Source organism: Coleofasciculus sp. H7-1 (genome assembly GCF_057473865.1).
In genome coordinates this window covers 1-22,130 of record NZ_JBYCCT010000017.1, presented here as the reverse complement: position 1 = coordinate 22,130, position 22,130 = coordinate 1, and the positions used below count along the sequence as shown (strand labels likewise).

Genomic DNA, 22,130 nt, shown 5'->3' with positions numbered 1-22,130 from the left:
GGATTACAAATCGCACCCTCATGGTCTAAAACAGGATATCGTCAAATTCGAGATTTGGAATATTGTCAACGACGCAAGTCAACTGACCTCCGTTAACCCGATAGGTCGCCAGCATCTTCTCAAAATCGTCATAAAACCGCACCTCAATTCCAACAGCACGAGAAATCCACTCAGCGTCATCAAAAAATTGTTGTAATGAGAAGTTTTGTGCTGGATAGGTGCGACACCAAGCACACCATCCAGTTGTTCTCCAGCGATAGCCTTCAGCCTTGAGCAAGTCTCTGATCGCGTAAGTACCGTTTCCATTCCGTCCCGCTTGGTTCCCTACCTTGATAGTGAGGTGTTTTACCGACCCAACCAAAGACTGATAATTAGACCAATTCACTGAAGAAATGGTTTTTCTGCTCCTCAATTCTTCAAGAAAAGGCGATACGTTGTTCGTTTCAGTGAGGATAAACAAATGCTCTACTTCACGAGTTAATGCAACGTAGAAAAGACGGCGTTCCTCGTCAAACACCTTCTGAATACTATCACCAAAAACACGAGAAAGCATCAAGTCGGGATGGAGTAAGGGGTAACACCGAGGGACAGCATCTAGTATGATGACTACCTTTTTTTCTAGACCTTTGTACTTGTGAGCTGTCGATATAGTTACCTTGTGCCTTAAGTTTTCAGGTAGATAGGATCGCACTTGTTGTAGAAAACTATCGAGTACGCCATCCTCGACTTATTCCGGCGCTCTCTGTAATTCACATACCACGGTAAACTGTTCTTGCGACTGAGCAAAACAATGTCTTTGTCTTCCTGAATAGCCTTGTCCACTAGGCGTAATACGGCAGGTGTTAAGGTATCTCCTGGATGATCTTCTAACTCTTTTTGGGTTGGCTGAAAAGTTCCTAGATCGGCAATCTCAACGACTCCTAATATGCTCTTATGAGCGCGGGCAGGAGTACCTAATCCCTGCATCAATGTATTGCTGATATCGACAATCGAAGTCGCCGAGCGGTAATTGGTAGCTATGTTTAGTTTGCGCGATGGCTGAAAAAATTGCGCGAAATTTTGATAAAACCGGAGGTCAGAACCAGCGAAGCCATTGATTGCTTGCCAGTCATCTCCAACACAGAAAAAGAGCGCTTGAGGATTCTGTTCTCGAATTGCTTCTATTAAATTGTGAAATAGTTCTGAGAAGTCTTGATATTCATCAATGAACACGTATCGCAGATGCTTCAAATCTCCAACGCCAGATTTACGGCGAAATACAGTTTTTCCTGATGCAACGATCTCAGCGGCTCTTTGCATCAGTCCATCAAAATCGTCCTCGCCTGTTGCCTTAAGACGTTCCAGATAGGACTTATAAAATGTTTGTGCAAGCCCCAAAAAACGTTGCTCGATACTGTTAGCACAGCTATGAGTATCAACGATTATGGCTAACTTTTCTGAGGTGAGGGACAGTTTGCGGCATCGCTGGATGAATCCCACTACTGCCTTAGTAAATCGGTCTATAGCGCGGTCTTTGATTCGCAACCAAATTTCTTCTTCGCTCAAGCGATCGCAAGTAATTCCGAAATCTTCAATAGAGCGCTTTAACAAAGTACAAAAACCTTCCACGCCTTCATGCTTTAAAGAACTTGGAGAGAGTTCAAGTAAACGCCAGTTAGAATTATTTTGCCAATACAGTCGCTTTTTAGCGGACATTGCATCATAATCTGGATCGCCTTCGAGTCCGAAATATTCTAGAACTATCCCTTGGTTGTCTCCAGTAAAAATTGTAAAGTCAGGGCGGTAATTGATTCCACCCCCCCAAAAATTACGCTCGTATTTATATTTGATATTGTGTTCAAATAGGAAGTCAGCAATGACCTTCTCGCCAAAAGATTTAAGGTATGTTCCATCAAGTCCTTCTCTTGGCAATGAGCGGCGGTAACGCAGCATCTCTTCAGGACTTTTGTCGTAGCCCCCCGAAGCGATGCGCTCCCAGTCTTCACGAAAGTGCGCCATCATCAAAACACGAATTTCTTCGCGGTAATCTGGGTCGCGTAGGTAGTCGTCAATTACAGACTGTAGGGCGCGGCTTTTACTTTGTTCACCATTTGGTTCGTCAAAAAGTAGGCTTTCTTCAGGATGAACCAAAGCGTAGGCTAATGCGTGAAAGGTCATTACATGAGGAATAGAACCTTGTAGCTGCTTGGCGAGGCGCTCTCGTATTTCCTCTGCTGCTTTACGATTGAAGGCTAACAACAACATCTCATCGGGTGCGATGCCGCAATGTTTCTGTAAAAACAAAGCTCGGTTGACCAAAGTAGAGGTTTTACCACTCCCAGCCCTAGCCACTACTTGAACATGACTTTCAACTGCACCAATAGCTGCTGCTTGTTCAAGATCAGGCTTGGAGTTCAAGTGATTTTTTACCCAAGATTGCACATAATTCGACTTTTCAGTTTGATACTCCTGAAGCGATATATGCTTAGAATAATTAGCTTGATAAAAGCTGTAAGCATTGAGAAAGTTTTGTTCAAAATAATTATTCAGGCTCTTAAGCAAAGCCAATTTTTCTGATAGCTGTTCCGGTTGTGTTAATTTAAGAATTTCTCCAAGCGGAATAGGTGGATTTATCTTTCCAAATTCTTTAAGAAATAGTATTTTTTCATATTTACAATTGTTCAATGGGAAGCTTAAGTAGTTTATGGTCAGGGTAGTATGTCTCACGGAGGATACTATTCCTGTCCCCATTGAAAAGTGTGTAACTTGTCTTTTAAGAAGAAGTTTCCATGCTACAGGGTTATCGCCAATGGCTTTAACAAAACTTTGAACATTGTCAATCGATGAACAGCTATTCATAAATGAACCTGCATTGTAATACGCTATCCGTTGGGAAAAGCTTTGAGTCTTGCAGCGACTTGAACGCCTATTTCTAGTTTTCCCGCAGAGTGATCAGGTCTAACACCGACTTCAAACGAGATCGCCTCCCACGGACAACCTCTCAACTACACCCTCACCCAGGACTGATGATTACTAAGGGCGATCGCATCGTTTAGCTTTTGCTGCACGCAGACACCAGCGCGAACTGACTTTTTCTGCGCTTCGCTATCGCAAGCGAGGCTGCTTAATCGCAGACTGAAACGAAACCAGGCAATTCTGACAACTGGGCTTGAATTAAGCTGCGATCGCTATCGTTTAAGCTTTTCTACTGAAACTTAAGCTCAGATGGTATTTTTCCACTCCATTCGGGAACTATAAGGTAAGATGCAATACCTTTGTGTACTTACTTCAAACTTTCGGTTGAGCGACCCCCTTGAACATCAAAACAGATCGTCCTGCTAAGAATACTCAACAGTTCCCCCTGCGTCTGATTCTTATAGTTCCCTTTTTATTACAAATATTTGCAGCGGTAGGATTAGTTGGCTATCTCTCATTTATAAACGGGCAGAAAGCAGTCAATGACCTAGCCAATCAACTAATTGACAAAGCCAGTCAACAGGTTGACGAACACTTGGATACTTATCTGGCACTACCACAGCAGTTGAACCAAATCAATGCAGATGCGATCGCTTCTGGACGATTAAATCTGAATAACCCCAAAGCTAGTGAGCAGTATTTCTGGAGTCAAGCCAGAGCTTTTAAAAATCTTAGCTACATTGGCTGCGCCTTACCGGATGGCAGAGAATCAGGCGCGGGGCGTTGGGTCAATGGAGTCGATCTTCTTGTCTATGAAAATCCCCGCAGAGGCGGTCTGGCATCAGACTATCTCGCTGACGAGCAGGGAAATCGTGTCAGTCTTGTGCAAAGCTATCAAAACGATCCGTTAGCGAACCTTTGGAATAAACAAGTGCTGAGAACACGTAGACCAGGCTGGTCTGGAATCTCTACGTTTGAGACAAGCACTGTAGAAATGGCTGAAGCAGGCAAGGCACTGGAAAGCCAAAACCCAGTTTCCAATGTTGGGATCAATTACTATGTCGCAGTCCCGGCTAGATATCCAGTTTATGACCAGAAGGGTAATCTGTTGGGTCTTCTGATGGTAGATTTGCTGCTAACGAATGTGAGTGAATTTCTTCGCAACCTGAAAGTTAGCCCTTCCGGACAAGTTTTTATCATGGAACGCGATGGCTTGCTGATTGGCAGTTCCAGCACTAAACCAGTAGTACACAAAGTCGATGGCAAAACAAGTCGGTTTAGTGCGCTAGAAAGCTCAGATCCGTTGATTCGCGCTGTGGCAGAAAAATTAAAAAAACAATTTAATAATTTCAAAACCCTTCAAAATACTCAAGAAATTGAGGTGATATTCAACGGGCAGCGTCAGTTTATTCAGGTCACTCCTTGGCGCGATGGCTTTGGTTTAGACTGGCTGGTGGTGGTCACCGTGCCGGAATCTGATTTCAATTCCCAAATTAACGCCAACACTCGCACAACTATCGTCCTGTGTCTGGGAGCATTGGCAGTGGCAACGCTCTTGGGAATCTACACATCACGCTGGATTACTCGCCCCATCTTAAAGTTGAGTTTGGCATCCGAAGCCATTGCCATCGGACAGTTAGACCAAACGATTGCAACTACCAACATCAAAGAGTTAGATGCAGTGGCACACTCCTTTAACCACATGGCTTCTCAGTTACAAGATTCCTTTAACGAACTGGCACAGACTAACGCCGAATTGGAAAATCGAGTCGAAGCTCGTACTGCAGAACTCTCACAAACCCTGGTTGATTTGCGGCGCACTCAAATACAACTGATTCAGACCGAAAAAATGTCCAGTTTGGGACAATTGGTTGCTGGAGTAGCGCATGAAATTAATAATCCGGTCAACTTTATTCATGGCAATTTAATATATACAGAAAAATATGCTCAAAACTTGCTGAATCTGGTAGATATTTACCAGCAGCAATATCCCAATTCCACTGCAAACATTCAAGATCAGATTGAAGAGATCGACCTCGACTTTCTCAGACAAGATTTTCCCAAGTTGCTGACCTCAATGCGAGTAGGAGCCGAGCGCATTCGGGAAATTGTCAAATCTCTCCGCAACTTTTCCCGTCTAGATGAAGCAGAATTCAAAGAGGTGGATATTCATGAAGGATTAGATAGCACATTACTAATCTTATTCAACCGCTTGAAACAAACTCCCGATCATCCAGGTATTCAAGTCATTAAAGACTATAGCCAACTGCCGTTGGTAGAATGCTATCCGGGACAACTCAACCAGGTGTTCATGAACGTGCTGTCAAATGCAATCGATGCCTTGCATGAATACGATCGGGAACGTACCTTTGAAGAGATTGTAGGTAATCCAAGTATCATTCGCATTTCCACTGAACTAAGTCATTCTAAGGGGGTGATTGTTCGCATAGCGGATAACGGTCTAGGAATGGCGGAGGATGTGCGAACCAAACTTTTTGATCCGTTCTTCACCACCAAGCCGATTGGCAAAGGGACTGGTTTAGGACTCTCCATCAGTTATCAAGTTGTGACCGAAAAACATGGCGGGAAATTGAATTGTCATTCCACACCGGGACAAGGAGCAGAATTTGCAATGGAGATACCCATTAGCCAAACTCTTAAACCCCTAAAGGGGGCGTTGGCGTAGGCTGTGGGAAGCTCCAGAGGGTATCCGCCCCGCTTTGCGATCGCGTTCTAACAATTAACTTAAAATTACCGCCTTCTATTAATAACTAACTCAAAGACCCGTTACAACTAGCTATTTTGATAAATCCCTAAGCAGTCACTAGAATCATTGCTAAAATAGCCAGCGCAATTCCTACGCTCTGCTGGAGTGTGACTGATTCATGCAATATAAATACCGCCAGAAGGATGCTGATAACGGGGTAAAGGGCAGACATCGTTGCCACCAAAGTGACTGGACCTTTGGAAACTGCTTGAAGGAAGCAAAAAGCACCTATAAAACCCAGCATCCCCGTGGTTATAGCAAAGGCAATACCTTTTGGATGTACGTCCAGTTGGAATCGCGAAGAAACGAGGACGATTACCCCTAATATTAAAGCGCCCACTACTTCGTAAACAATCGCACTTTTTGGTTCCAAATAGGTCGTGGTCAGTTTAGGAATAAACCCCCAAAATCCCCATACGATTAAAGCGCCTAATGTTGGTAATATCCAGCCTTGCATTGTTTAATAACCTCGCCTTCAAACAATAATTAACCCTTTTCAGGACTTACGCAACATCACCACATTTGGGGGCAACCACAGAGGGATTGAACCCGAAAAAACGCTATATGTATAAGCTTTGCGTAAGTCCTGCTTTTATTATTTGTAGAGAAGCGCATGGCACGTCTCTACAAATGTTCCTGCTCACATTAAAGCAGAATGGCTATCCGCAATCAAATCAAATCAGATTTAGGTACGCCAACAACCACAAGCCAGTTCAATCCATATTCCTCCTGCCAAGGAGTTACATAAATAAACTGATGTTCGCCGTTTAAGGAGAAATCAAACTGTTGACTGTCCTGAATCGTTTGAAAGTTGTTAAACCGTTTTTGCAACTCTTCAGCAATAGAACGAATCGCTAGATTTGGCGTGTTGAGAGCATTAAACCGTTCCAGTCTGCCATCCACTCTATGCACAATGGAATGCTCATCAGCACTACCCACCAACATTCCATCGCGCTCTATGATAAAAACTTGTCCAGAAGGAGTAACTTTCAGGGTACCCAGAAACTTGCTGATTTCGCTTAGTAGCACATCAACAATTGCCAACCCAAATAGCTTGCCATCTTTGTCATAGAGTGGACGTTCGGCATTAACCGCCACATAATTCTGATAACCGACATTAGAGGAGGTATCTTCAGGTTGCACAGACTCTTCGTCAGCAACCTCTACATCATCAATATCAGCCGTAAAGATGTGCGTCCAAATCGGTTTTCCTGCCTCAAGCGCCTGTTTATGCCAAGACTGCGACAGGGCATCATAATCATAGCTTTGGATCAGATGAGTGCGGTTTCCCTGCTCATCGGTTGCATAATCGCAGCCTTGAAAATTCCGATTTTCGTAAACCGACAATTGTGTTCTCTCGATCCATCTTCCAGCGCCTGATTCTTTACTACCGTCAGTTAAGGCAAAACCGATGTAGCTAATACTGGGAAAGATTTTAGCAAGCCTCCATAAATGCTGTTCGCTAGCGATCGCATTGTTGAGATCCAGTTGACCCGCAGCAACTATCTCTGCATTCAGTTGATTCAGTTGGTGGGGTAGCGCCATATACGCAGTCAACCGTTCGCTGACCCGCTGACCAGCTTGGCTGATTAATCGATATGCCAAGTTATGGACTGCCTCGGTCAATTCCACTTTGTCTGAGTTTGTTTGATGTTGATCTGTCATTTGCATACAGAATTTTGTTAGTCTAATTGACAACTATGAAGGCTGAGTGGAAGCTTCCAATACCCGTTGTGCAAGCATTTCTGTCTGCATTAGATTTAGGGAATAGGTGGAATTTTTTCCCGGTTTGCAACAAGATGCAAATTGAATGTCTCCGCGACATTTAGGAGATCCACACATACACTGAAATCCCTCCATATCTTCACCACAGAATGCAGCAAAGTCTACGGTCAATTCCTCACCCGCTTTGATATCCTGTAGCGCCATCAGATCGAGTCCTTGATACCCGGTGTTGGGGTCACAAGAGTGGTTTTGTAATATCCAGTTCCCTGGATTTGAGTCACGCAAAACCAGAATATCTTCACCTAAAGGATAAATATAACGCAACAGAGATGCTTGCTCTGCTTCAGTCCAGCGAGATTGAACGTGAGAACGGGTCACAATGCGCTGTGTTCTTGCTTCTCCTGGCACGATCGCATCGCCAGTTTTGAAATCCTGAGTCGCAAAAATGCCATAGGTTGCGATCGCGCTTTTGCCTACGCGATATTTCTTTTGACGGCGCTGGTGTCCGGTAATTCCCTCTGCAATTATCTGGTTAAAAAATCCAGCGTGACCTGCTGGATCAAACTTCAGAATATAATCTGCTACCGTTTCATAACCCTGAGTACCAAAAACAGCGCAAGGGGAATTAACTTCTAGGAAAAAGATTTCTCCATTCTCGTCAACTCTCAAGTCAATCGAAGCATAACCACCCTGATTCATTTCTAAAAATAGTCGTCTAGCCGCATCTCGCAAACTTAACTCAAGCTGCGGATCGTCACAAGGAACATACCATTCTGGGTGACTTTGACGGAGTTTTAGATCGTAGGCTGGAAAATGCTCATCTTTCGGCGGCACAAACTCGATCGGTTGATAGACAATAGGCGAACAAGCATCGTCTGGGTTAGCAACCAAAAGCACTGTGAACTCGCGTCCAGCGATGTACTCTTCAATCAGGATGGTGTCAAAGTCAGCAATTAGCTCAGTAGCTTTGCTTAACAGAGCCTCTTTTGTAGTTATATGCGATCGCGCATCAATTCCCAGACCATCTCCGGATGCTGCTGGTTTGACAAACAAAGGAAAATTTAGTTCGACAGCGGCATTCTCTACATCAGTCAGCGTTTGGGCAACCCAAAATGCTGGCGTATCAACTCCTGCAAAATAAGCAATATGCTTCATTTCCTGCTTAGGAGAATCATACAAAGTTGCGGCAGAACCTGTGTAGGGAAGGTTCAGAGCCTCCAATGCGCTCATTACTTCATGGCAAGAAGGAACATCCCAATGTCTATAACCTCGACAAAGATTGACAAAGATATCGTAACCCCCTTTCTTCAACTCTTTTAACTGACGATAGATTGTTGCTTTATTGAGGACTACAGACTCTACTTCGTCTTCTGGCTTTAGATTGGGGAAATAACTCAGTGAAGTGTATGGTTCAAAGTTTACCGTCGATTGAGAATAGTCAGGTTGCAGAACGCATACTTTCATGTTGGAAATCTCAGAGAGTTGTTTTAGTTGTGGAGTTCTAATTGGCGTTACTTGACTGCTAAGCTACACAGCGAAGCAAACAAGCTGAAGTGCTTGCTGAGACTTTTAAATTGCGACCTCGTGTAGCCTCAGCATAGGAAAACTGAGATGGCTCAAAGTGAAGCTTTAGATAGTCCATCAGGCGTAACACTTGAAGTGAACCATCGGAACAATGAAAGATATCAATTGAGGCATGACCTGTCTCAGGATAAGTATGGATAGAAACATGAGATTCACTAACGATCGCCACTGAAGTTACCCCAATTGGATAAAATTTATGACTGAATAGTTGCACTAATGTAAAGTCGGCTACTTTCAATCCTTCTCGCATCAGTTCTTCTATTTTGTCTACATCATTCAGAAGCTCTGTGTTACGGCAATCACTGAATTCAACAAGAAGGTGAGTTCCACAAAATTCCATACTTAGTTACCTACGACTTTGTTTTTATAACCCTGATTGAATCAGCCCCAAAATCCCCACCCGGCACTGAATAACCTTGAAGTACGTCTTCACTGAGGTCTAATGGCTGAAAGACTATCCAAAACTCCTGAAACCCTTGAAAAAACGTAGAGAATGGTAGAGCGTAAGCGAAACCCAACAAACTGCACCAGTGCTGGGGAACGTGAACTCAAAGGGAGCCTACACATCCGAGATTTGGATAGTCTTTCAGGGTCTAACGGTCTAGCGGCGTTATCAGTGCCAGCAGCAGAAAATCTTGTGAGCTTATTAATAGTCTTCCCAAATCAGCAACCAAATTCACAACAGCTCATCAATATTTCAATTTGTTAAGCTGCCAGCCCTGAATCCTCACCTTGACTTTGTTTGGGGAGAACGGTGTCTTTTTGCATTGCTGCATGATTAACTTGACAATGTTACTCAGCCCAATACATCTCGGTTAGTGATGTATTGCCCACGGAGAACCCCCTACCCCCCTTAAAAAGGGGGGGCTAAGTTCCCACTTTTTAAGCTCTGTTAGGGGGGATCGAGCCTTAACCGAAAAGTATTGCCACTCAGCCTAAATTTGAGCGATCTCTTCAAAAGCCGTTAGTAAATTAAGGTATCTGGGAACTCTAAGATTATGTACAACTTTTTGTTCTCTGAGTAACGCGAATGAATGCCAAACCTGGTTATCCTGCTAAGGCTACTCAACAGGTTCCCCTGCGGCTGATTCTTATAGTTCCCTTTGTATTACAAATATTTGCAGCGGTAGGGCTAGTTGGCTATCTCTCATTTATAAACGGACAGAAAGCGGTCAATGACCTTGCCAATCAACTGATTGACAAAGCCAGTCAACAGGTTGATGAACACCTGGATACTTATCTGGCACTACCACAGCAGTTGAACCAAATCAATGCAGATGCGATCGCTTCTGGACGATTAAATCTGAATGACCCCAAAGCTAGCGAACAGTATTTCTGGAGTCAAGCTAGAGCATTTGAAACGCTTAGCTATATTGGCTATGCTTTACCGAATGGTGGGGAATCAGGTGCTGGGCGTTGGGTCAATGGAGTCGATCTCCTGGTCTATGAAAATCTCCCTGGAGACGGTGTGGCATCGGATTACATCGCCGATCAACGGGGAAACCGGACAAGCCTTTTGCAGAGTTATCAGGCCGATCCTTTATCGCCACCAGGAGTGAAAGACATCATTAAAATAGGTAAGCCAGCCTGGGCTGCTATCTACACATACGCATTTGAGAACACGGTACAGATTACTGAAGCAGGCAAGGCAATACAAAGCCAAAGCGGCACTTCTGATATTGGCCTTAATTACTATGTGGCAGTCCCCGCTAGATATCCAGTTTATGACCAGAAGGGTAATCTGTTGGGTCTTCTGATGGTAGATTTGCTGCTAACGAATGTGAGTAAATTCTTGGGCAACCTGAAAGTTAGCCGTTCCGGACAAGTTTTTATCATGGAACGCGATGGCTTGCTGATTGGCAGTTCCAGCACTCAATCAGTCGTACACAAAGTCAATGGTGAGACAAAACGCCTGAATGCCCTAGAAAGCCCAGATCCGTTGATTCGCGCCGTGGCAGCCAAATTAAAACAACAATTCCAGAATTTCACCACCCTTCAAAATACTCAAGAACTTGAGGTGATATTCAACGGACAGCATCAGTTTATTCAGGTCACTCCCTGGCGCGATCGCTTTGGGTTAGACTGGCTGGTGGTGGTCACCGTGCCGGAATCTGATTTCAATTCCCAAATTAACGCCAACACTCGCACAACTATCGTCCTGTGTCTGGGAGCATTGGCAGTGGCAACGATCTTGGGAATTTACACATCCCGCTGGATTACTCGCCCCATCTTAAAGTTGAGTTTGGCATCCGAAGCGATCGCCACTGGACAGTTAGACCAAACGATTGCAACTACCAACATCAAAGAGTTAGATGCGGTGGCACACTCCTTTAACCACATGGCTTCTCAGTTACAAGATTCCTTTAACGAACTGGCACAGACTAACGCCGAATTGGAAAATCGAGTCGAAGCTCGTACTGCAGAACTCTCACAAACCCTGGTTGATTTGCGGCGCACTCAAGCACAAGTGATTCAGACCGAAAAAATGTCCAGTTTGGGACAATTGGTTGCTGGAGTAGCGCATGAAATTAATAATCCAGTCAACTTTATTCATGGCAATGTCACCTTTGTCGATGAATATGCTCAGAATCTTCTAGAGTTAGTGCAACTCTACCAGCATGAATATCCCCTTCCCACATCTGCAATTCAAGCCAAAATTGTTGATATGGATTTAGAGTTTATCAACCAAGATATGTTGAAGTTACTCTCATCCATGAAATTGGGGACTGAACGGATTCGAGAAATTGTTAAATCACTAAGGACGTTCTCTCGATTGGATGAAGCGGACATGAAGGAGGTGGATATCCATGAAGGAATTGAAAGTACGTTGCTGATCTTGCAACATCGCCTGAAACCCAAACCAGACCGCCCAGAGATCGCAGTGATTCGAGATTATGGCAATTTGCCTCCTGTGGAGTGTTATCCTGGACAACTCAACCAAGTCTTGATGAATATTGTGGTAAATGCGATTGATGCACTGGAAGAAGCCAAAGCCGAGTGGACGTATCAGGAGAGAAAGGACAATCCTGGTCAAATTACTATTTCCACTTCAGTGATTGATTCGCAATGGGTGCAAATAGCGATCGCAGATAACGGTCCTGGTATTCCCAGCCACATTCAGCAACGGATATTCAATCCCTTCTTCACAACTAAGCAGATTGGGAAAGGAACGGGGATGGGGATGTCCATCAGCTATCAAATTGTCACGGAAAAGCATGGCGGCAAATTGGAATGTTTCTCCACTCCTGGTGAGGGAACCGAGTTTGCGATAAATATTCCCATTCGTCAACAAGTCAGCGCTGCTATCTAATGGCAAAGGTCAGCGGACGCGAGACGAAGTAAGCAAGCTCACTAATTACTTAAGCAGTATAACTATGTCAGGACTTACGCAACATCAGTACATAGTAAGGGCAACCACCGGGGGATTGAACCCGAAAAAACGCTATATGTATAAGCTTTGCGTAAGTCCTGTATGTATGAATGCCAGTGCGATAGCGAAGCGCCGACCTGTCGGTTCGCTCTGGCTTCATCAAGAAGGCGATCGCTCGCGAAGAGCTGTTGCTGCACGCACTTGTGTACTTCCCAACTTCTAGTCGGGTAATGCGAGTCCGGTTCGAGGATCGCGGATATAAAGCCCTAGAACTAGCGAATCCATAACTGTATCCCATACGGGAATCATCCGCTCCGCATCGTCCACCCAGTAGTCAAAAGTAATCAGACACTGAACACCAGAACCTAGCCCAATACAGATTCGGGAATAAGCTTCGCGGTTTTCTTCAGGGTCAATAAATTTGAATTGAGTCCAAACGATGCGGGCAGTTTGGCGCTTGAGCTGAATAATTTCCCCTGGCGCGATCGCCTGACGCTCATCATCTTTAACCACCTTCTTTAATAGCGGAACCAGCGGGAAATCTGCCCAATTACCAGGGGGCAGTAAATTAAAGGAAGCTTCTAAGCGAGCATCATCGTTGGGTGGCATTTTGTCTAAAAACCGGAATGACTTCTCATCCGGTTCAAAATGCCAATCTTGGGGGACATCGAAGCGCAACGCTCCTCGTCCTGCTACGAAGATCCGATTTCCTGGCTTTGATTTCCAGTTGTGGTCTTCTTTTAGCTCTAGGGTTTCCTTGAGCCATTGGAGATTGTGCTTTTTGCTCTTAGACATAGCCGCTCCAGAATTGACCTCCCTTTTATTTTGCCGTAGGTTGGGTTTAACTGTAGATGTTTGTTGGCGAGAGCGCTGATATTGATGCAGAGTTTATCACTCATCAACTTACTCTAAGCTATCCAAAGACCTGCTCAACGGTGAATAAAGAGAGCGATCGCGCTTTGGGGATTGCGATCGCTCTTTTTGGTGTGTGGCGTAAAGGCGATTGATACTGTTACCGAACGGTGGTTATAACTGGCGGGAATTCTCCACAAACTGTCTCGCACAGTCCTTACAGCGATAGCACTGCTTCCCCCTTCGATACCCGTTTTTAGATAACTGCTCCGATTGACAATGCGGACATTTCATTACTTTCATTACATCGCCCAACCGCTTGTCACCTACATACGGCTCTAAATATGACACTAACAAGTCCTCAATCTGCTGCACCAACTGTTGACGATGCTGTTGCTCTGGGTTGCGAAGTGCCGACAGAATGACAGCATTACTGCTGTGAACGCAAACCTCTGCCAATAGACTACATTGCGCCTTACTCAATGCCGAATTTCTTTGCTTTAAGAGACCAGCCATAAAGTCAATTGCTTCTTGGGTCATGCTTTCATCGATCGACTGGAAAATCTCGCGGGATATAAAAAACTGCACAAACACCACCCGTGACACAGGTTGTTCAAACATCTGTGCGACAGCGCTGACCAATCCATGAATCATGTGTCGGAGTGGTAATCGAACCATCTCTGGAGTATCTGCCCTCGACCACAAGGTCTTAACCCGCTCGATATGGCGTAATTCCATCGCATTAAAAATGGCAGCTTTATCGGGGAAAAACTGATACACAGACCCAATCGCCGTCCCCGCTTTGGCTGCAATCAGATGGGTGGTTGCAGCTTCATAGCCCACCTCGTCAAACACTGCCGCCGCTGCATCCAAGATTTTTTCGACCCGTTCTTTACCTCGCTGCTGTTTGGGTTGACGGCGCAGACTTCTTGACGAATGTGAATCTTCTGTCATATTCTGAAAACACGACGGATTTCTCACAATTTTATCTCTAGCGGAGAACATTATGCAGTCTATGCTTTTCGGTGCGCCCTGGTTGTTGGCGCACAAGTCGATGTTGGTAGTAAACCAACCTCGGAAAATTTCTCTGTATGGTAATGATTATGTAATGTGGAAAGACGCTGCTGGAGCAATCCATGCCTTGCCAAATGCCTGTCCTCACATGGGAGCAATGTTGTCAGAAGGATGGTGCGAAGCACATATTGATGGGACGAGTACTGTCGTCTGCCCGTTTCATGCCTTGCCGTTTGATTCAGAAGGATGTACCGTTTTGCCGGGATTGGGGAAGAAAACATTGCCTCAACTGAAACCTTTAGAGTTAACAATTCAAGGAAATTTCATCTGGTCTTACGGTGGATACGAGCCGAAAGTGCCGATTCCTATAGTGCTGAATGACATTGCAGACACCTACTACTTTGTCGGGCATACCGCAGATATAAGTGTAGAGACTGATTTGCTCACCATGTTGCTGAATATGCACGACTATAATCACCAAAACGGCACTCACCGGGAATTGTTCCGGATTACCAATGTGGAATTTCATCAATTCATTGACAATGGGCATCATTCCCATGCGTTTTATGATATGCCTACCGCCCCTTACAGCTTGGCAGAAAAGCTGAGAAAACTCGATTTATTCCTACTCCCGACAACCCTCAAAGCCCACCTGGAAAACTACTTCCCATTTCTTGTGATTTTTCATGGTGAAATGCCATTAGGTAAAGTAGCCCAGTGTCACATCTTTGTCCCAGAAGCCGAGAACCGCACAAGGACTTACATTTTGTTATTTGGTCAAGCCACGCACCCTGCCTTTAAGCTATTTGGCAGGACATATCTCAAGTTTGGCAAGGTGGTAGTTGATCAAGATGCTGATATTTTGGGTAAAATTTATCCGAATACGCCTCAGAAAATTAAACTCAATAATGAGGTGGGTATGGACTGGGTGCGGCGCAATTTTCAAAACTTCCCAAATGTTGTGGAACCTAATCTTTCAAAGTAGACGGCGCATACTTCTTCAGTATTATGGTAGCTGTTCGTTTCAGCATCACCGCATTGCGATCGCAAGCCCAAGTGAAGACGCGATCGCTTCTTGTCAGCTACGCGATCGCAACCATGAATAAGAGATTGCGATCGCGCTTTGGAGATTGCGATCGCCTCCCGACACGAACGGCGGTATCTAGGCTGGCAAATGCGAGATATGTAGAATCTCACCGACCGCCTGAAAGCCTGCACGAGCGTAGATCCGTGCTTCCGCTTCATGGGCAGCCATTAAGAAGGGTACAGAGATACCCGCAGCGAAGGCTTCCTGTACCAATCGAGTTGTGAGCGCTCCTGCCACACCTCGACGGCGGAAGGCAGCACGTACACCAATACCTGCAATCTCTGTCGTTTGATCGCTCGGTACAGAACATATACCCGCCCCGATAGGCTCACCCGTTGCCGCAATCTTAGCGAGGACAGCGATTCCACCTGCTGCAAGATTGTTTCGGAGACGGGTGACAGCTGCGGGGTCTGGTGTAAAATCACCGTAAGCTTCTTGCTGAACTGTGACGATGGAAAGCAAGTCGGCATCAGAGGCGGGCAAAACCAACTCAATACCTGGAGGTATGGGAAGGATCTGTTCTGATCCAGGAGCGCACGTCATCAGTGGCAGATGACCCTCAACGCGAAAACCAAAATCGATCAGTGTCCTTTCGACAGCAGGCGCTAACTGCGCGATATACTCCAAGCGCGGCTTCCGCAAACGTTTTTCATAAGCGGCGATGAGGGCAGTCACGTCTGCGGGTGACGGTGTAGCATGGTCATCGGGAATGGCATAGTTGAGAAAAGGATTGTCATTGGAAGGGGTGAAGGTGGCGAGAAACGAACCTATGCGCTCTGTGTCGCGTTGGTGGTTCGCTGCAACTCGTAGATATGATTGAATGCGCGAGTTCATAAAACTGCCTTTATTACGGAGTGTATGGCAAGGGTTTAGGACTTTAACTTAAGACTGAAAAACTTTGAAAGGCTGCCTCCGCCGACTATTTAAGCAGCATAACTCTTAATTTATACCGCACTGGTGGTACAGATTCTTTGTAAGTGTAAATTACTGCTCTAAATAGCCCAAGTGAAAATGCGATCGCGCTTATGTATAGTGTCAAGTGAGTATGATGCAGAGTTCAGTACCAATCAACCGACCCTAAGCCATCCAAAGACTCGATCGACGGTTAAATCCAAGGTGAGGAATTTTGGGATTGGTAGGCGATCGCTACCAGTTAACTCCACTGGTTCTTGTCCTGGTATAAATGCCAAAATTAACCGCTCATCTGGATCGATTAACCATCCAAGCCCAGTGCCATATTTCAGGCAGTGCAAAATGTTACTAATGACTTTAGTTGCTCTCTGTTCGGGTGAGAGAATTTCTACCGTCCAATCCGGGTAAATTGCAAAAGCATTCGGTACTTCGCTATCCGCTTCAAAAGGAATTCGTTCCCAAAGGAATACAGAAGCATCGGGAACGATCGAGCGCCCACCAAATGTACAGCGTAATTCTGGAAACGCTAAGGCAATTCGTGGAGTTTCTGCAACTTGATTGACAGCATCACAAAATTTAAGTTGCAGGCGAGAGTGTTTGCCTTGAGGCATCGGTTTTTGGTGAATTCGACCGCCAATAAATTCACTGGCAGGCTTAGTTTCTGGCAGTTTCAGGAATTCTTCGAGGGTAAGGGATGAAGGAATCGCTGTTGTCATCACCTTGAGTTCGGTATCATTGCCACTATGACAGAATTTTATCGTCTTTGCCATCGATAAGCTCCACACAGAAGCGCGATCGCAACCATGAATAAAACAAGCGATCGCGCTTTGGAGATTGCGATCGCTTCCTACTTAAAATTCAGACACCAGATAATGTTTAAGGATTTGCTGCAAAGGTGTTGCATTGTGCAGGTTCGCCTGTCTGAATACCCCGCTTGAACCAGCGGACTCGCTGCGCTGAACTACCGTGAGTAAAAGAATCCGGGACAACACGTCCTGTGGACTGACTTTGCAAGCGATCGTCTCCAATACTGCTAGCAGCATTCAGCGCCTCTTCAACGTCGCCTGCTTCCAGAATTTGCCGAGAACGATTCGCATGGTTTGCCCAGATACCAGCAAAACAGTCTGCTTGTAACTCTAACCTGACTGAAAGTTGATTCGCTTCGGCGCGACCAACTTGACGCTGTAATGTACGAACTTTATCAGAAATGCCCATTAAATTCTGGACATGATGCCCAACCTCGTGAGCAATTACATACGCTTGGGCAAAGTCTCCTGGTGCGTTGAGCTTATACTTCAAATCCCGATAAAAACTTAAGTCAATGTAGACTTTTTGATCGGCGGGGCAATAAAACGGCCCAACTGCCGCTCGTGCATAACCACAAGCCGACTCTACCGCATTTGAGAAGAGAACTAACTTAGGCTCGACATAGTTCTCTCCCCTTTGGCGAAACAGAGTACCCCATGTATCTTCCGTATCCGCCAAGACAACGGAAACGAAATCAGTCATGCGATCGCTTGCAGCAGATGATTGTGTTCCAGGAGACTCCGTGGAGTTGCGATCGCTCGGCGCTTGTTCTTGTCCTTGCTGCAACACCGCACCAGGATCGCCGCCTAAGAGGGCAACAATCACCGCCAGAACGATTGTGCCAATGCCACCCCCTACCAAAGGACCAGAAACCCCACCACCGCGCCTGTCCTCAACGTTGCTGCTTTTCCGACCGAATTCCCAGCGCATAGCTTCAAGTCTCCAAACTACTCAACCCAGCAGAAGTAAGTAAGGTGTTATTTCACCTAACCCAGACTTTCCACAACCCACTACAAATATTAGCGATCGCCTTCATCTAGATCCTCTACCAGAGGGACGGCTCTAATTGATAAATAGTCTTACTTAGGGAAGGCTAGATCGGGAGCATCCCAATGAAAGTAAAAATGTCCGACGACTCGCATTCGCGGCTAAACAAACAAAGCCTGCTCTCATCAGGCTTCGTTCTTCTAGCCCCAGGCTTCTAGCCTGTGGGCGTATATTTCCTGTCATCGGGATGCTCCCGGCTAGATCGGGGTCAAAGAGTAGATAAATACTTTAGAATCTTCTGTGCCAAGTAACCCTGTTTGCACCCTAACCTGAGAACTCCGGAAACCAATAGGAACGTAGATTAAATAACTTACACTCATTCACGTTCTGTAGGGGCTTTTTCTGTGCCATGCCCCTACGCAAAAAATGGGAGGTTATCTAATCGCAAAGCGGGAAGCCGGGAAGTTGAAGAGACTTTGAAAATTAGATTGCCGTTCCGCTATGGTTTCTGGTGCATCGTCCCAAAGGCTTTCATAATAGAAGAAAGTTACACCCAAGCCGCGATCGCGAGCTGCCCGCACTTTGGCTTGAATCAGTTTAATCGAAACCGGCTTATTTCTTAAGCCTGTAAGGACACCAACTCCGGTGGGAATTTTTTGTTGCACTTCTTGAATTTCCGGGCGGGTGAGCTGAGCGAGAAAACTTTGCAGATTGGGACGATAAACTTGCACGATTAACTCGTCCACAATATCTTGTCGCACCCAAGTAAGCCAATCTTGCAGATAAGTATTGTAAGCAGTGACGTAAGGATTAGGAGCAACAGAGAAAATTGCGTTGGCTTTCCTCTGTTTTACAGCTTTGTTGAGTTGTGTCATGAATGCCGTGATTTTATCTGCACGCCATAGCACCCATGCAGGATCTTGGGGATTGGAAGGTGCATTTTTCTTAGTTTCCTGTTTGTACAAGGCAAGCGTGTAGCGATCGTAGCCAAATTCATTGGGCAAACTGGTGTGATCGTCAAACTGAATGCCATCGGCATCATATTTAGTGACGATTTCCAGCACCAACTCGGTGATGAACTGCTGCACCTCTGGATGGAAAGGATTGAGCCACACAACCTCACCAGCAGCGCCAATCCAAGTTTGGCTACCATCCCGCCGTTGCGTAATCCAATTAGGATGATTTGATGTCAGTTCCGATATCGGGGGAGCCATGAAACCGAACTCAAACCAGGGAATCACTAGCAAGCCTTGGCGATGGGCTTGGGTAATCAGGTCAGCGATGATATCTTGTCCCTGTAAGCCTTTACGGGCAGAAGATTGAATGTCTTCCCGTTGTGCTACGGCACTCTCGTAGAGCGCATAGCCAGAATTCCACACTACAGGATAGATCGTGTTGAAGTTTAGCTGCGCCAGTTGACTCACAGCATTTTGCAGTTTGGGGCGATCTCTGAGGATGTCAATGTCATTATTGGTCATCCAAACGCCGCGAATTTCTTGAAAACGTTTCTGAGGGGTGGCTTCTGGGATTGGGCTTTGCTCGATCGCTTCTGGTGGCATTGCGCTTTGCGCGATCGCCCAGATAGGGTTGCCAGCCAGCAATACTGTGATGAATGATGCCAGAAACAGTAACAAGAGATACTTGAGCGATCGCCACCAACCTCTAGGAATAAAATGCAATTTCATAAGCTTTAATGATAAGTTAGCTTGAGCGATCGCTCAAGCTAGGTGATGGAATTAACGATTAATAGTCTACAGGTATTTATATCTACTGAAAAATTGATTGTTAACAGGAATCATTCAATCAGTAATCTTGAATTGTTGTATTAGAAAAGCTGAGGCATCAGGGTATTGTAAGTAGAATCACGGTCTGCAATCTCTCAAAAATTATTAGCGATCGCCTTCATCTAAATCCTTTCCCAGAGGCGGTTGGAGCTATCGTTTTTGTGACAATTCGCTATCGCACCTGCTGTTCACCTCACCCTTGCCTCACACGATACCGCTAGAAAGGCGAGTGAGGGTTTATGTGCGAACTGACTTTTTCTGCGCTTCGCTATCGCCCTTTGGAACAGTTCGCAAGAGCGCGAACTGACAAGTCAGCGCAACGCGCGATCGCAAGCAATCATGTTCGACTTAAAATGGTGGATAGCTTGATAGAGGTTTTTTATGAGCATCAGCCTCACACCCAACCAAGAGCGCTTTATTCAAACCAAGCTTCAAGCTGGAAAATACCACTCAGCAGAAGAAGTTCTTGAAGTTGCCCTACGCTTGCTCGATGAGTACGATCGCGCTGAAACTGAATGGGTGGAAGATGTGCGAGAAAAAATTGACGCGGCAATTTCGGCATCAGACCAGACACCACCGATTGACGGTGAAACTTTTGTAAACCAAATTCTAGAACGGTTTCAACAAGCTCGTCAGGCACAAGAATGAGTCGCTACGTTATCAATATCCTCGCTAGTCGCGATCTCAATGAGATTGCCGACTACTTTGCCGACACTAGCATTGAAGCGGGTGAGCAATTTTTCCGGGAATTCAACCGTAAGTGTCAACAATTAGTTTCTTTCCCAAACAGTGGTAAAAGCTACGCAAAAGTACGCGCTGACTTACGAGGATTGCCTCTTGAAGGCTATATCATTTTCTACAGAGTTTTGGATGACGGCGTTGAAATTTTGCGTGTTGTGAGTGGTCGTCGCAACTTCCCATCTCTTTTTGAAGAGTCCAATTAAAACACTCTCTCCAATAGCTGTAAAGGTAGCTGATGATAAACCTTGTTGCAGACGCGAACTGACTTGTCAGAGCTTCGCTATCGCACCTGCTGTTCACCTCACCCTTGCCTCACACGATACAGCAGTAAAGTTGAGGAAGGCTTTGTGAGCGAACTGACTTTTTCTGCGCTTTGCTATCGCACTCTGCGTACCAACAAGTGCGAACTGACTTTTTCTGCGCTTCGCTATCGCCTTCAAAAACCCAGTTTTGACTGAAACTTTACATAAACTTCAGATTATCTCTGGTCAAACTCCTAAGTATTGGCACGGATAAAAGCCTTGTAGAGATTGCGATTGGGTTAAATAATTCGCGTGTTTATACTCAAAACATCTATCCAAAGTATGTAATTTTTTGGTAAAGATGAGCGAAAAGCATTGCGGCGGTTAGGGAAAGTACGGCATAGTTTACTCAGTCAGCAATCAAGCAAAAACTCAACATTAAAGAGCAAGCTAAAGCTCTACTCAAATAATTTGCATCTGCTATAGATAAGAGAATTCTGGCGATAGCGAAGCGCCGACCTGTCGGTTCGCCCTTACTCTTCAAGAACTTTTTGGGGTTAAGGGAAGGATTCGCTTGGGTTGCTGCAAGTGGCGTGAAGCGATAGCGCAGCGCACCAGTAAATTTCACAATCACTATCCACACACTCAACATTCACTTTTTTGGAGTAACGAATTTTATGACCACCTCAACTTTGCTGAAGAAATTATCGATAGCTACCGCCGGAGCAGCACTTCTCTTGGGAATAGGGGGAACGGCACAGGCTGCCACTTTTACTGAATCTGGTGATGCAGGTCAGACTTTAAATACTGCCCAAAACGTTGGCGGTGGCATTGATGTTATCCAAGGAACTATCTCTCCACGCAATGATGCCGACCTTTTCTCTTTCTCTTGGGGTGGTGGGTTATTCAACGCTACAACAGTTGGTGGTGCAAACTTCGATACCATACTGCAACTGTTTGATTTTTCAGGCACGCTACTCGCTCAGAACGACGATTCTCAGCTTACGCTGGGATCCACTCTTAACGAGTTTCTGGATGCCGGTAACTACTTTTTAGGAATTTCATCCTTTGCCAACTTTGCCACCTCCGGCCCTATTTATGGCAGTGTGGGGGTGGGGAGTAGCTCTGGCAGTTACTCTATCAGCCTGAACCAGCCGACTAGCTCTGTCCCTGAACCTGGTTCTGTGTTGGGTCTATTAGCGCTTGGTGGTTTAGGTGCTGGTTCTGTATTAAAGCGGGCGTTGCTGAATTAGGGTATGATGCGAGCGAGAATGCGAGAGGGGAGCCGAAAATGATTTCTTTGATTTTGATAGGGAATTGGAACATCTCCAAATCTGAGATAATGAATTAGTAATCGAATTGA

General features: G+C 45.4%; 22 protein-coding genes. 8 read left to right on the top strand and 14 right to left on the bottom strand.

The window, feature by feature from the left end:
• Positions 1-25: 25 nt before the first annotated feature.
• Positions 26-691, bottom strand: coding sequence for a 3'-5' exonuclease (locus AC2VDX_RS04870; RefSeq protein WP_378175908.1), 666 nt, complete (start codon positions 689-691; stop codon positions 26-28).
• Entirely contained in the window at positions 664-2,547 is a 1,884-nt protein-coding gene (locus AC2VDX_RS04865) for a UvrD-helicase domain-containing protein (RefSeq protein WP_486928108.1), read from the bottom strand. Before AC2VDX_RS04865 ends, AC2VDX_RS04870 begins: the two co-directional genes overlap by 28 nt.
• Positions 2,548-3,292: 745 nt before the next feature.
• Here AC2VDX_RS04865 and AC2VDX_RS04860 point away from each other — a divergent pair.
• The gene (locus AC2VDX_RS04860; RefSeq protein WP_378175902.1) at positions 3,293-5,581 is read left to right on the top strand and encodes an ATP-binding protein; all 2,289 of its coding nucleotides are present in this window, start codon (positions 3,293-3,295) and stop codon (positions 5,579-5,581) included.
• A 127-nt stretch (positions 5,582-5,708) separates the two neighbouring features.
• Here AC2VDX_RS04860 and AC2VDX_RS04855 read toward each other — a convergent pair whose 3' ends face one another.
• The 4 genes from AC2VDX_RS04855 to speD all read right to left on the bottom strand — a co-directional run bounded on the left by AC2VDX_RS04855 (position 5,709) and on the right by speD (position 9,311).
• Complete coding sequence (locus AC2VDX_RS04855; RefSeq protein ID WP_378175899.1) at positions 5,709-6,119, bottom strand: EamA family transporter; 411 nt, start codon at positions 6,117-6,119, stop codon at positions 5,709-5,711.
• Positions 6,120-6,331: 212 nt separating this feature from the next.
• A complete protein-coding gene (locus AC2VDX_RS04850; RefSeq protein ID WP_378175896.1) occupies positions 6,332-7,327 on the bottom strand; it encodes a PDC sensor domain-containing protein in 996 nt (331 codons plus the stop codon).
• Between the two features lie 33 nt (positions 7,328-7,360).
• Positions 7,361-8,851, bottom strand: a complete 1,491-nt coding sequence (locus AC2VDX_RS04845; RefSeq protein WP_378175893.1) for an SET domain-containing protein-lysine N-methyltransferase — start codon at positions 8,849-8,851, stop codon at positions 7,361-7,363.
• A gap of 58 nt (positions 8,852-8,909) precedes the next feature.
• On the bottom strand, positions 8,910-9,311 hold the full coding sequence (gene speD / locus AC2VDX_RS04840; RefSeq protein WP_378175890.1) for an adenosylmethionine decarboxylase: 402 nt from the start codon (positions 9,309-9,311) through the stop codon (positions 8,910-8,912).
• A gap of 690 nt (positions 9,312-10,001) precedes the next feature.
• On the opposite strand from speD, the gene AC2VDX_RS04835 reads away from it, so the two are divergent.
• Positions 10,002-12,281: a sensor histidine kinase gene (locus AC2VDX_RS04835; RefSeq protein WP_378175887.1), complete on the top strand. Its 2,280-nt coding sequence runs from the start codon at positions 10,002-10,004 to the stop codon at positions 12,279-12,281.
• A gap of 64 nt (positions 12,282-12,345) precedes the next feature.
• Positions 12,346-12,564, top strand: a complete 219-nt coding sequence (locus AC2VDX_RS04830) for a hypothetical protein (protein ID WP_378175884.1) — start codon at positions 12,346-12,348, stop codon at positions 12,562-12,564.
• On the opposite strand, the gene AC2VDX_RS04825 is transcribed toward AC2VDX_RS04830, so the two are convergent.
• Positions 12,561-13,136, bottom strand: coding sequence for a hypothetical protein (locus AC2VDX_RS04825; protein ID WP_378175881.1), 576 nt, complete (start codon positions 13,134-13,136; stop codon positions 12,561-12,563). The genes AC2VDX_RS04830 and AC2VDX_RS04825 overlap by 4 nt on opposite strands.
• A 56-nt stretch (positions 13,137-13,192) precedes the next feature.
• Between AC2VDX_RS04825 and AC2VDX_RS04820 the strand changes: the two genes are divergently transcribed.
• Positions 13,193-13,348: a hypothetical protein gene (locus AC2VDX_RS04820; RefSeq protein ID WP_378175878.1), complete on the top strand. Its 156-nt coding sequence runs from the start codon at positions 13,193-13,195 to the stop codon at positions 13,346-13,348.
• A gap of 19 nt (positions 13,349-13,367) precedes the next feature.
• Here the strand turns inward: AC2VDX_RS04820 and AC2VDX_RS04815 are convergent, their stop codons facing one another.
• A complete protein-coding gene (locus AC2VDX_RS04815; protein WP_378175875.1) occupies positions 13,368-14,147 on the bottom strand; it encodes a TetR/AcrR family transcriptional regulator in 780 nt (259 codons plus the stop codon).
• 52 nt (positions 14,148-14,199) lie between these two features.
• Here AC2VDX_RS04815 and AC2VDX_RS04810 point away from each other — a divergent pair, with 52 nt between their 5' ends.
• Positions 14,200-15,192 (top strand): Rieske 2Fe-2S domain-containing protein, encoded by a 993-nt coding sequence (locus AC2VDX_RS04810; protein ID WP_378175872.1) that lies wholly within the window; start codon positions 14,200-14,202, stop codon positions 15,190-15,192.
• Here AC2VDX_RS04810 and AC2VDX_RS04805 read toward each other — a convergent pair.
• The 5 genes from AC2VDX_RS04805 to AC2VDX_RS04785 form a co-directional block, all read right to left on the bottom strand.
• Positions 15,150-15,404 carry a hypothetical protein gene (locus AC2VDX_RS04805; RefSeq protein ID WP_378175869.1) on the bottom strand — a complete coding sequence of 85 codons (255 nt, stop codon included), beginning with the start codon at positions 15,402-15,404 and terminating at the stop codon, positions 15,150-15,152. The genes AC2VDX_RS04810 and AC2VDX_RS04805 overlap by 43 nt on opposite strands.
• Complete coding sequence (locus AC2VDX_RS04800) at positions 15,370-16,128, bottom strand: GNAT family N-acetyltransferase (protein ID WP_378175866.1); 759 nt, start codon at positions 16,126-16,128, stop codon at positions 15,370-15,372. The genes AC2VDX_RS04805 and AC2VDX_RS04800 overlap by 35 nt, the downstream gene beginning before the upstream one ends.
• 233 nt (positions 16,129-16,361) lie before the next feature.
• Positions 16,362-16,922 carry a Uma2 family endonuclease gene (locus AC2VDX_RS04795; protein ID WP_378175924.1) on the bottom strand — a complete coding sequence of 187 codons (561 nt, stop codon included), beginning with the start codon at positions 16,920-16,922 and terminating at the stop codon, positions 16,362-16,364.
• Between the two features lie 160 nt (positions 16,923-17,082).
• Positions 17,083-17,943, bottom strand: a complete 861-nt coding sequence (gene ypfJ / locus AC2VDX_RS04790) for a KPN_02809 family neutral zinc metallopeptidase (RefSeq protein WP_378175863.1) — start codon at positions 17,941-17,943, stop codon at positions 17,083-17,085.
• Positions 17,944-18,434: 491 nt separating this feature from the next.
• Positions 18,435-19,685: a family 10 glycosylhydrolase gene (locus AC2VDX_RS04785; protein ID WP_378175860.1), complete on the bottom strand. Its 1,251-nt coding sequence runs from the start codon at positions 19,683-19,685 to the stop codon at positions 18,435-18,437.
• 480 nt (positions 19,686-20,165) lie between these two features.
• Between AC2VDX_RS04785 and AC2VDX_RS04780 the strand changes: the two genes are divergently transcribed.
• The gene (locus AC2VDX_RS04780) at positions 20,166-20,432 is read left to right on the top strand and encodes a ribbon-helix-helix domain-containing protein (RefSeq protein WP_378175857.1); all 267 of its coding nucleotides are present in this window, start codon (positions 20,166-20,168) and stop codon (positions 20,430-20,432) included.
• Positions 20,429-20,728, top strand: a complete 300-nt coding sequence (locus AC2VDX_RS04775; RefSeq protein ID WP_378175854.1) for a type II toxin-antitoxin system RelE/ParE family toxin — start codon at positions 20,429-20,431, stop codon at positions 20,726-20,728. Before AC2VDX_RS04780 ends, AC2VDX_RS04775 begins: the two co-directional genes overlap by 4 nt.
• A 448-nt stretch (positions 20,729-21,176) precedes the next feature.
• Here the strand turns inward: AC2VDX_RS04775 and AC2VDX_RS04770 are convergent, their stop codons facing one another.
• Positions 21,177-21,395, bottom strand: coding sequence for a hypothetical protein (locus AC2VDX_RS04770; protein ID WP_378175851.1), 219 nt, complete (start codon positions 21,393-21,395; stop codon positions 21,177-21,179).
• Positions 21,396-21,444: 49 nt separating this feature from the next.
• Between AC2VDX_RS04770 and AC2VDX_RS04765 the strand changes: the two genes are divergently transcribed.
• Positions 21,445-22,020 (top strand): DVUA0089 family protein, encoded by a 576-nt coding sequence (locus AC2VDX_RS04765; protein WP_378175848.1) that lies wholly within the window; start codon positions 21,445-21,447, stop codon positions 22,018-22,020.
• Positions 22,021-22,130: the final 110 nt, after the last annotated feature.

Bases quoted from the DNA above. Each gene is read 5' to 3' on its own strand.
- AC2VDX_RS04820 (WP_378175878.1), top strand. From the start codon at position 13,193: ATGTTTGTTGGCGAGAGCGCTGATATTGATGCAGAGTTTATCACTCAT.
- AC2VDX_RS04765 (WP_378175848.1), top strand. From the start codon at position 21,445: ATGACCACCTCAACTTTGCTGAAGAAATTATCGATAGCTACCGCCGGA.
- AC2VDX_RS04785 (WP_378175860.1), bottom strand. From the start codon at position 19,685: ATGAAATTGCATTTTATTCCTAGAGGTTGGTGGCGATCGCTCAAGTAT.
- AC2VDX_RS04825 (WP_378175881.1), bottom strand. From the start codon at position 13,136: ATGTCTAAGAGCAAAAAGCACAATCTCCAATGGCTCAAGGAAACCCTA.
- speD (WP_378175890.1), bottom strand. From the start codon at position 9,311: ATGGAATTTTGTGGAACTCACCTTCTTGTTGAATTCAGTGATTGCCGT.
- AC2VDX_RS04855 (WP_378175899.1), bottom strand. From the start codon at position 6,119: ATGCAAGGCTGGATATTACCAACATTAGGCGCTTTAATCGTATGGGGA.
- AC2VDX_RS04845 (WP_378175893.1), bottom strand. From the start codon at position 8,851: ATGAAAGTATGCGTTCTGCAACCTGACTATTCTCAATCGACGGTAAAC.
- ypfJ (WP_378175863.1), bottom strand. From the start codon at position 17,943: ATGCGCTGGGAATTCGGTCGGAAAAGCAGCAACGTTGAGGACAGGCGC.
- AC2VDX_RS04835 (WP_378175887.1), top strand. From the start codon at position 10,002: ATGAATGCCAAACCTGGTTATCCTGCTAAGGCTACTCAACAGGTTCCC.
- AC2VDX_RS04850 (WP_378175896.1), bottom strand. From the start codon at position 7,327: ATGACAGATCAACATCAAACAAACTCAGACAAAGTGGAATTGACCGAG.
- AC2VDX_RS04815 (WP_378175875.1), bottom strand. From the start codon at position 14,147: ATGACAGAAGATTCACATTCGTCAAGAAGTCTGCGCCGTCAACCCAAA.
- AC2VDX_RS04780 (WP_378175857.1), top strand. From the start codon at position 20,166: ATGAGCATCAGCCTCACACCCAACCAAGAGCGCTTTATTCAAACCAAG.
- AC2VDX_RS04795 (WP_378175924.1), bottom strand. From the start codon at position 16,922: ATGACAACAGCGATTCCTTCATCCCTTACCCTCGAAGAATTCCTGAAA.
- AC2VDX_RS04810 (WP_378175872.1), top strand. From the start codon at position 14,200: ATGCAGTCTATGCTTTTCGGTGCGCCCTGGTTGTTGGCGCACAAGTCG.
- AC2VDX_RS04800 (WP_378175866.1), bottom strand. From the start codon at position 16,128: ATGAACTCGCGCATTCAATCATATCTACGAGTTGCAGCGAACCACCAA.
- AC2VDX_RS04775 (WP_378175854.1), top strand. From the start codon at position 20,429: ATGAGTCGCTACGTTATCAATATCCTCGCTAGTCGCGATCTCAATGAG.
- AC2VDX_RS04830 (WP_378175884.1), top strand. From the start codon at position 12,346: ATGTCAGGACTTACGCAACATCAGTACATAGTAAGGGCAACCACCGGG.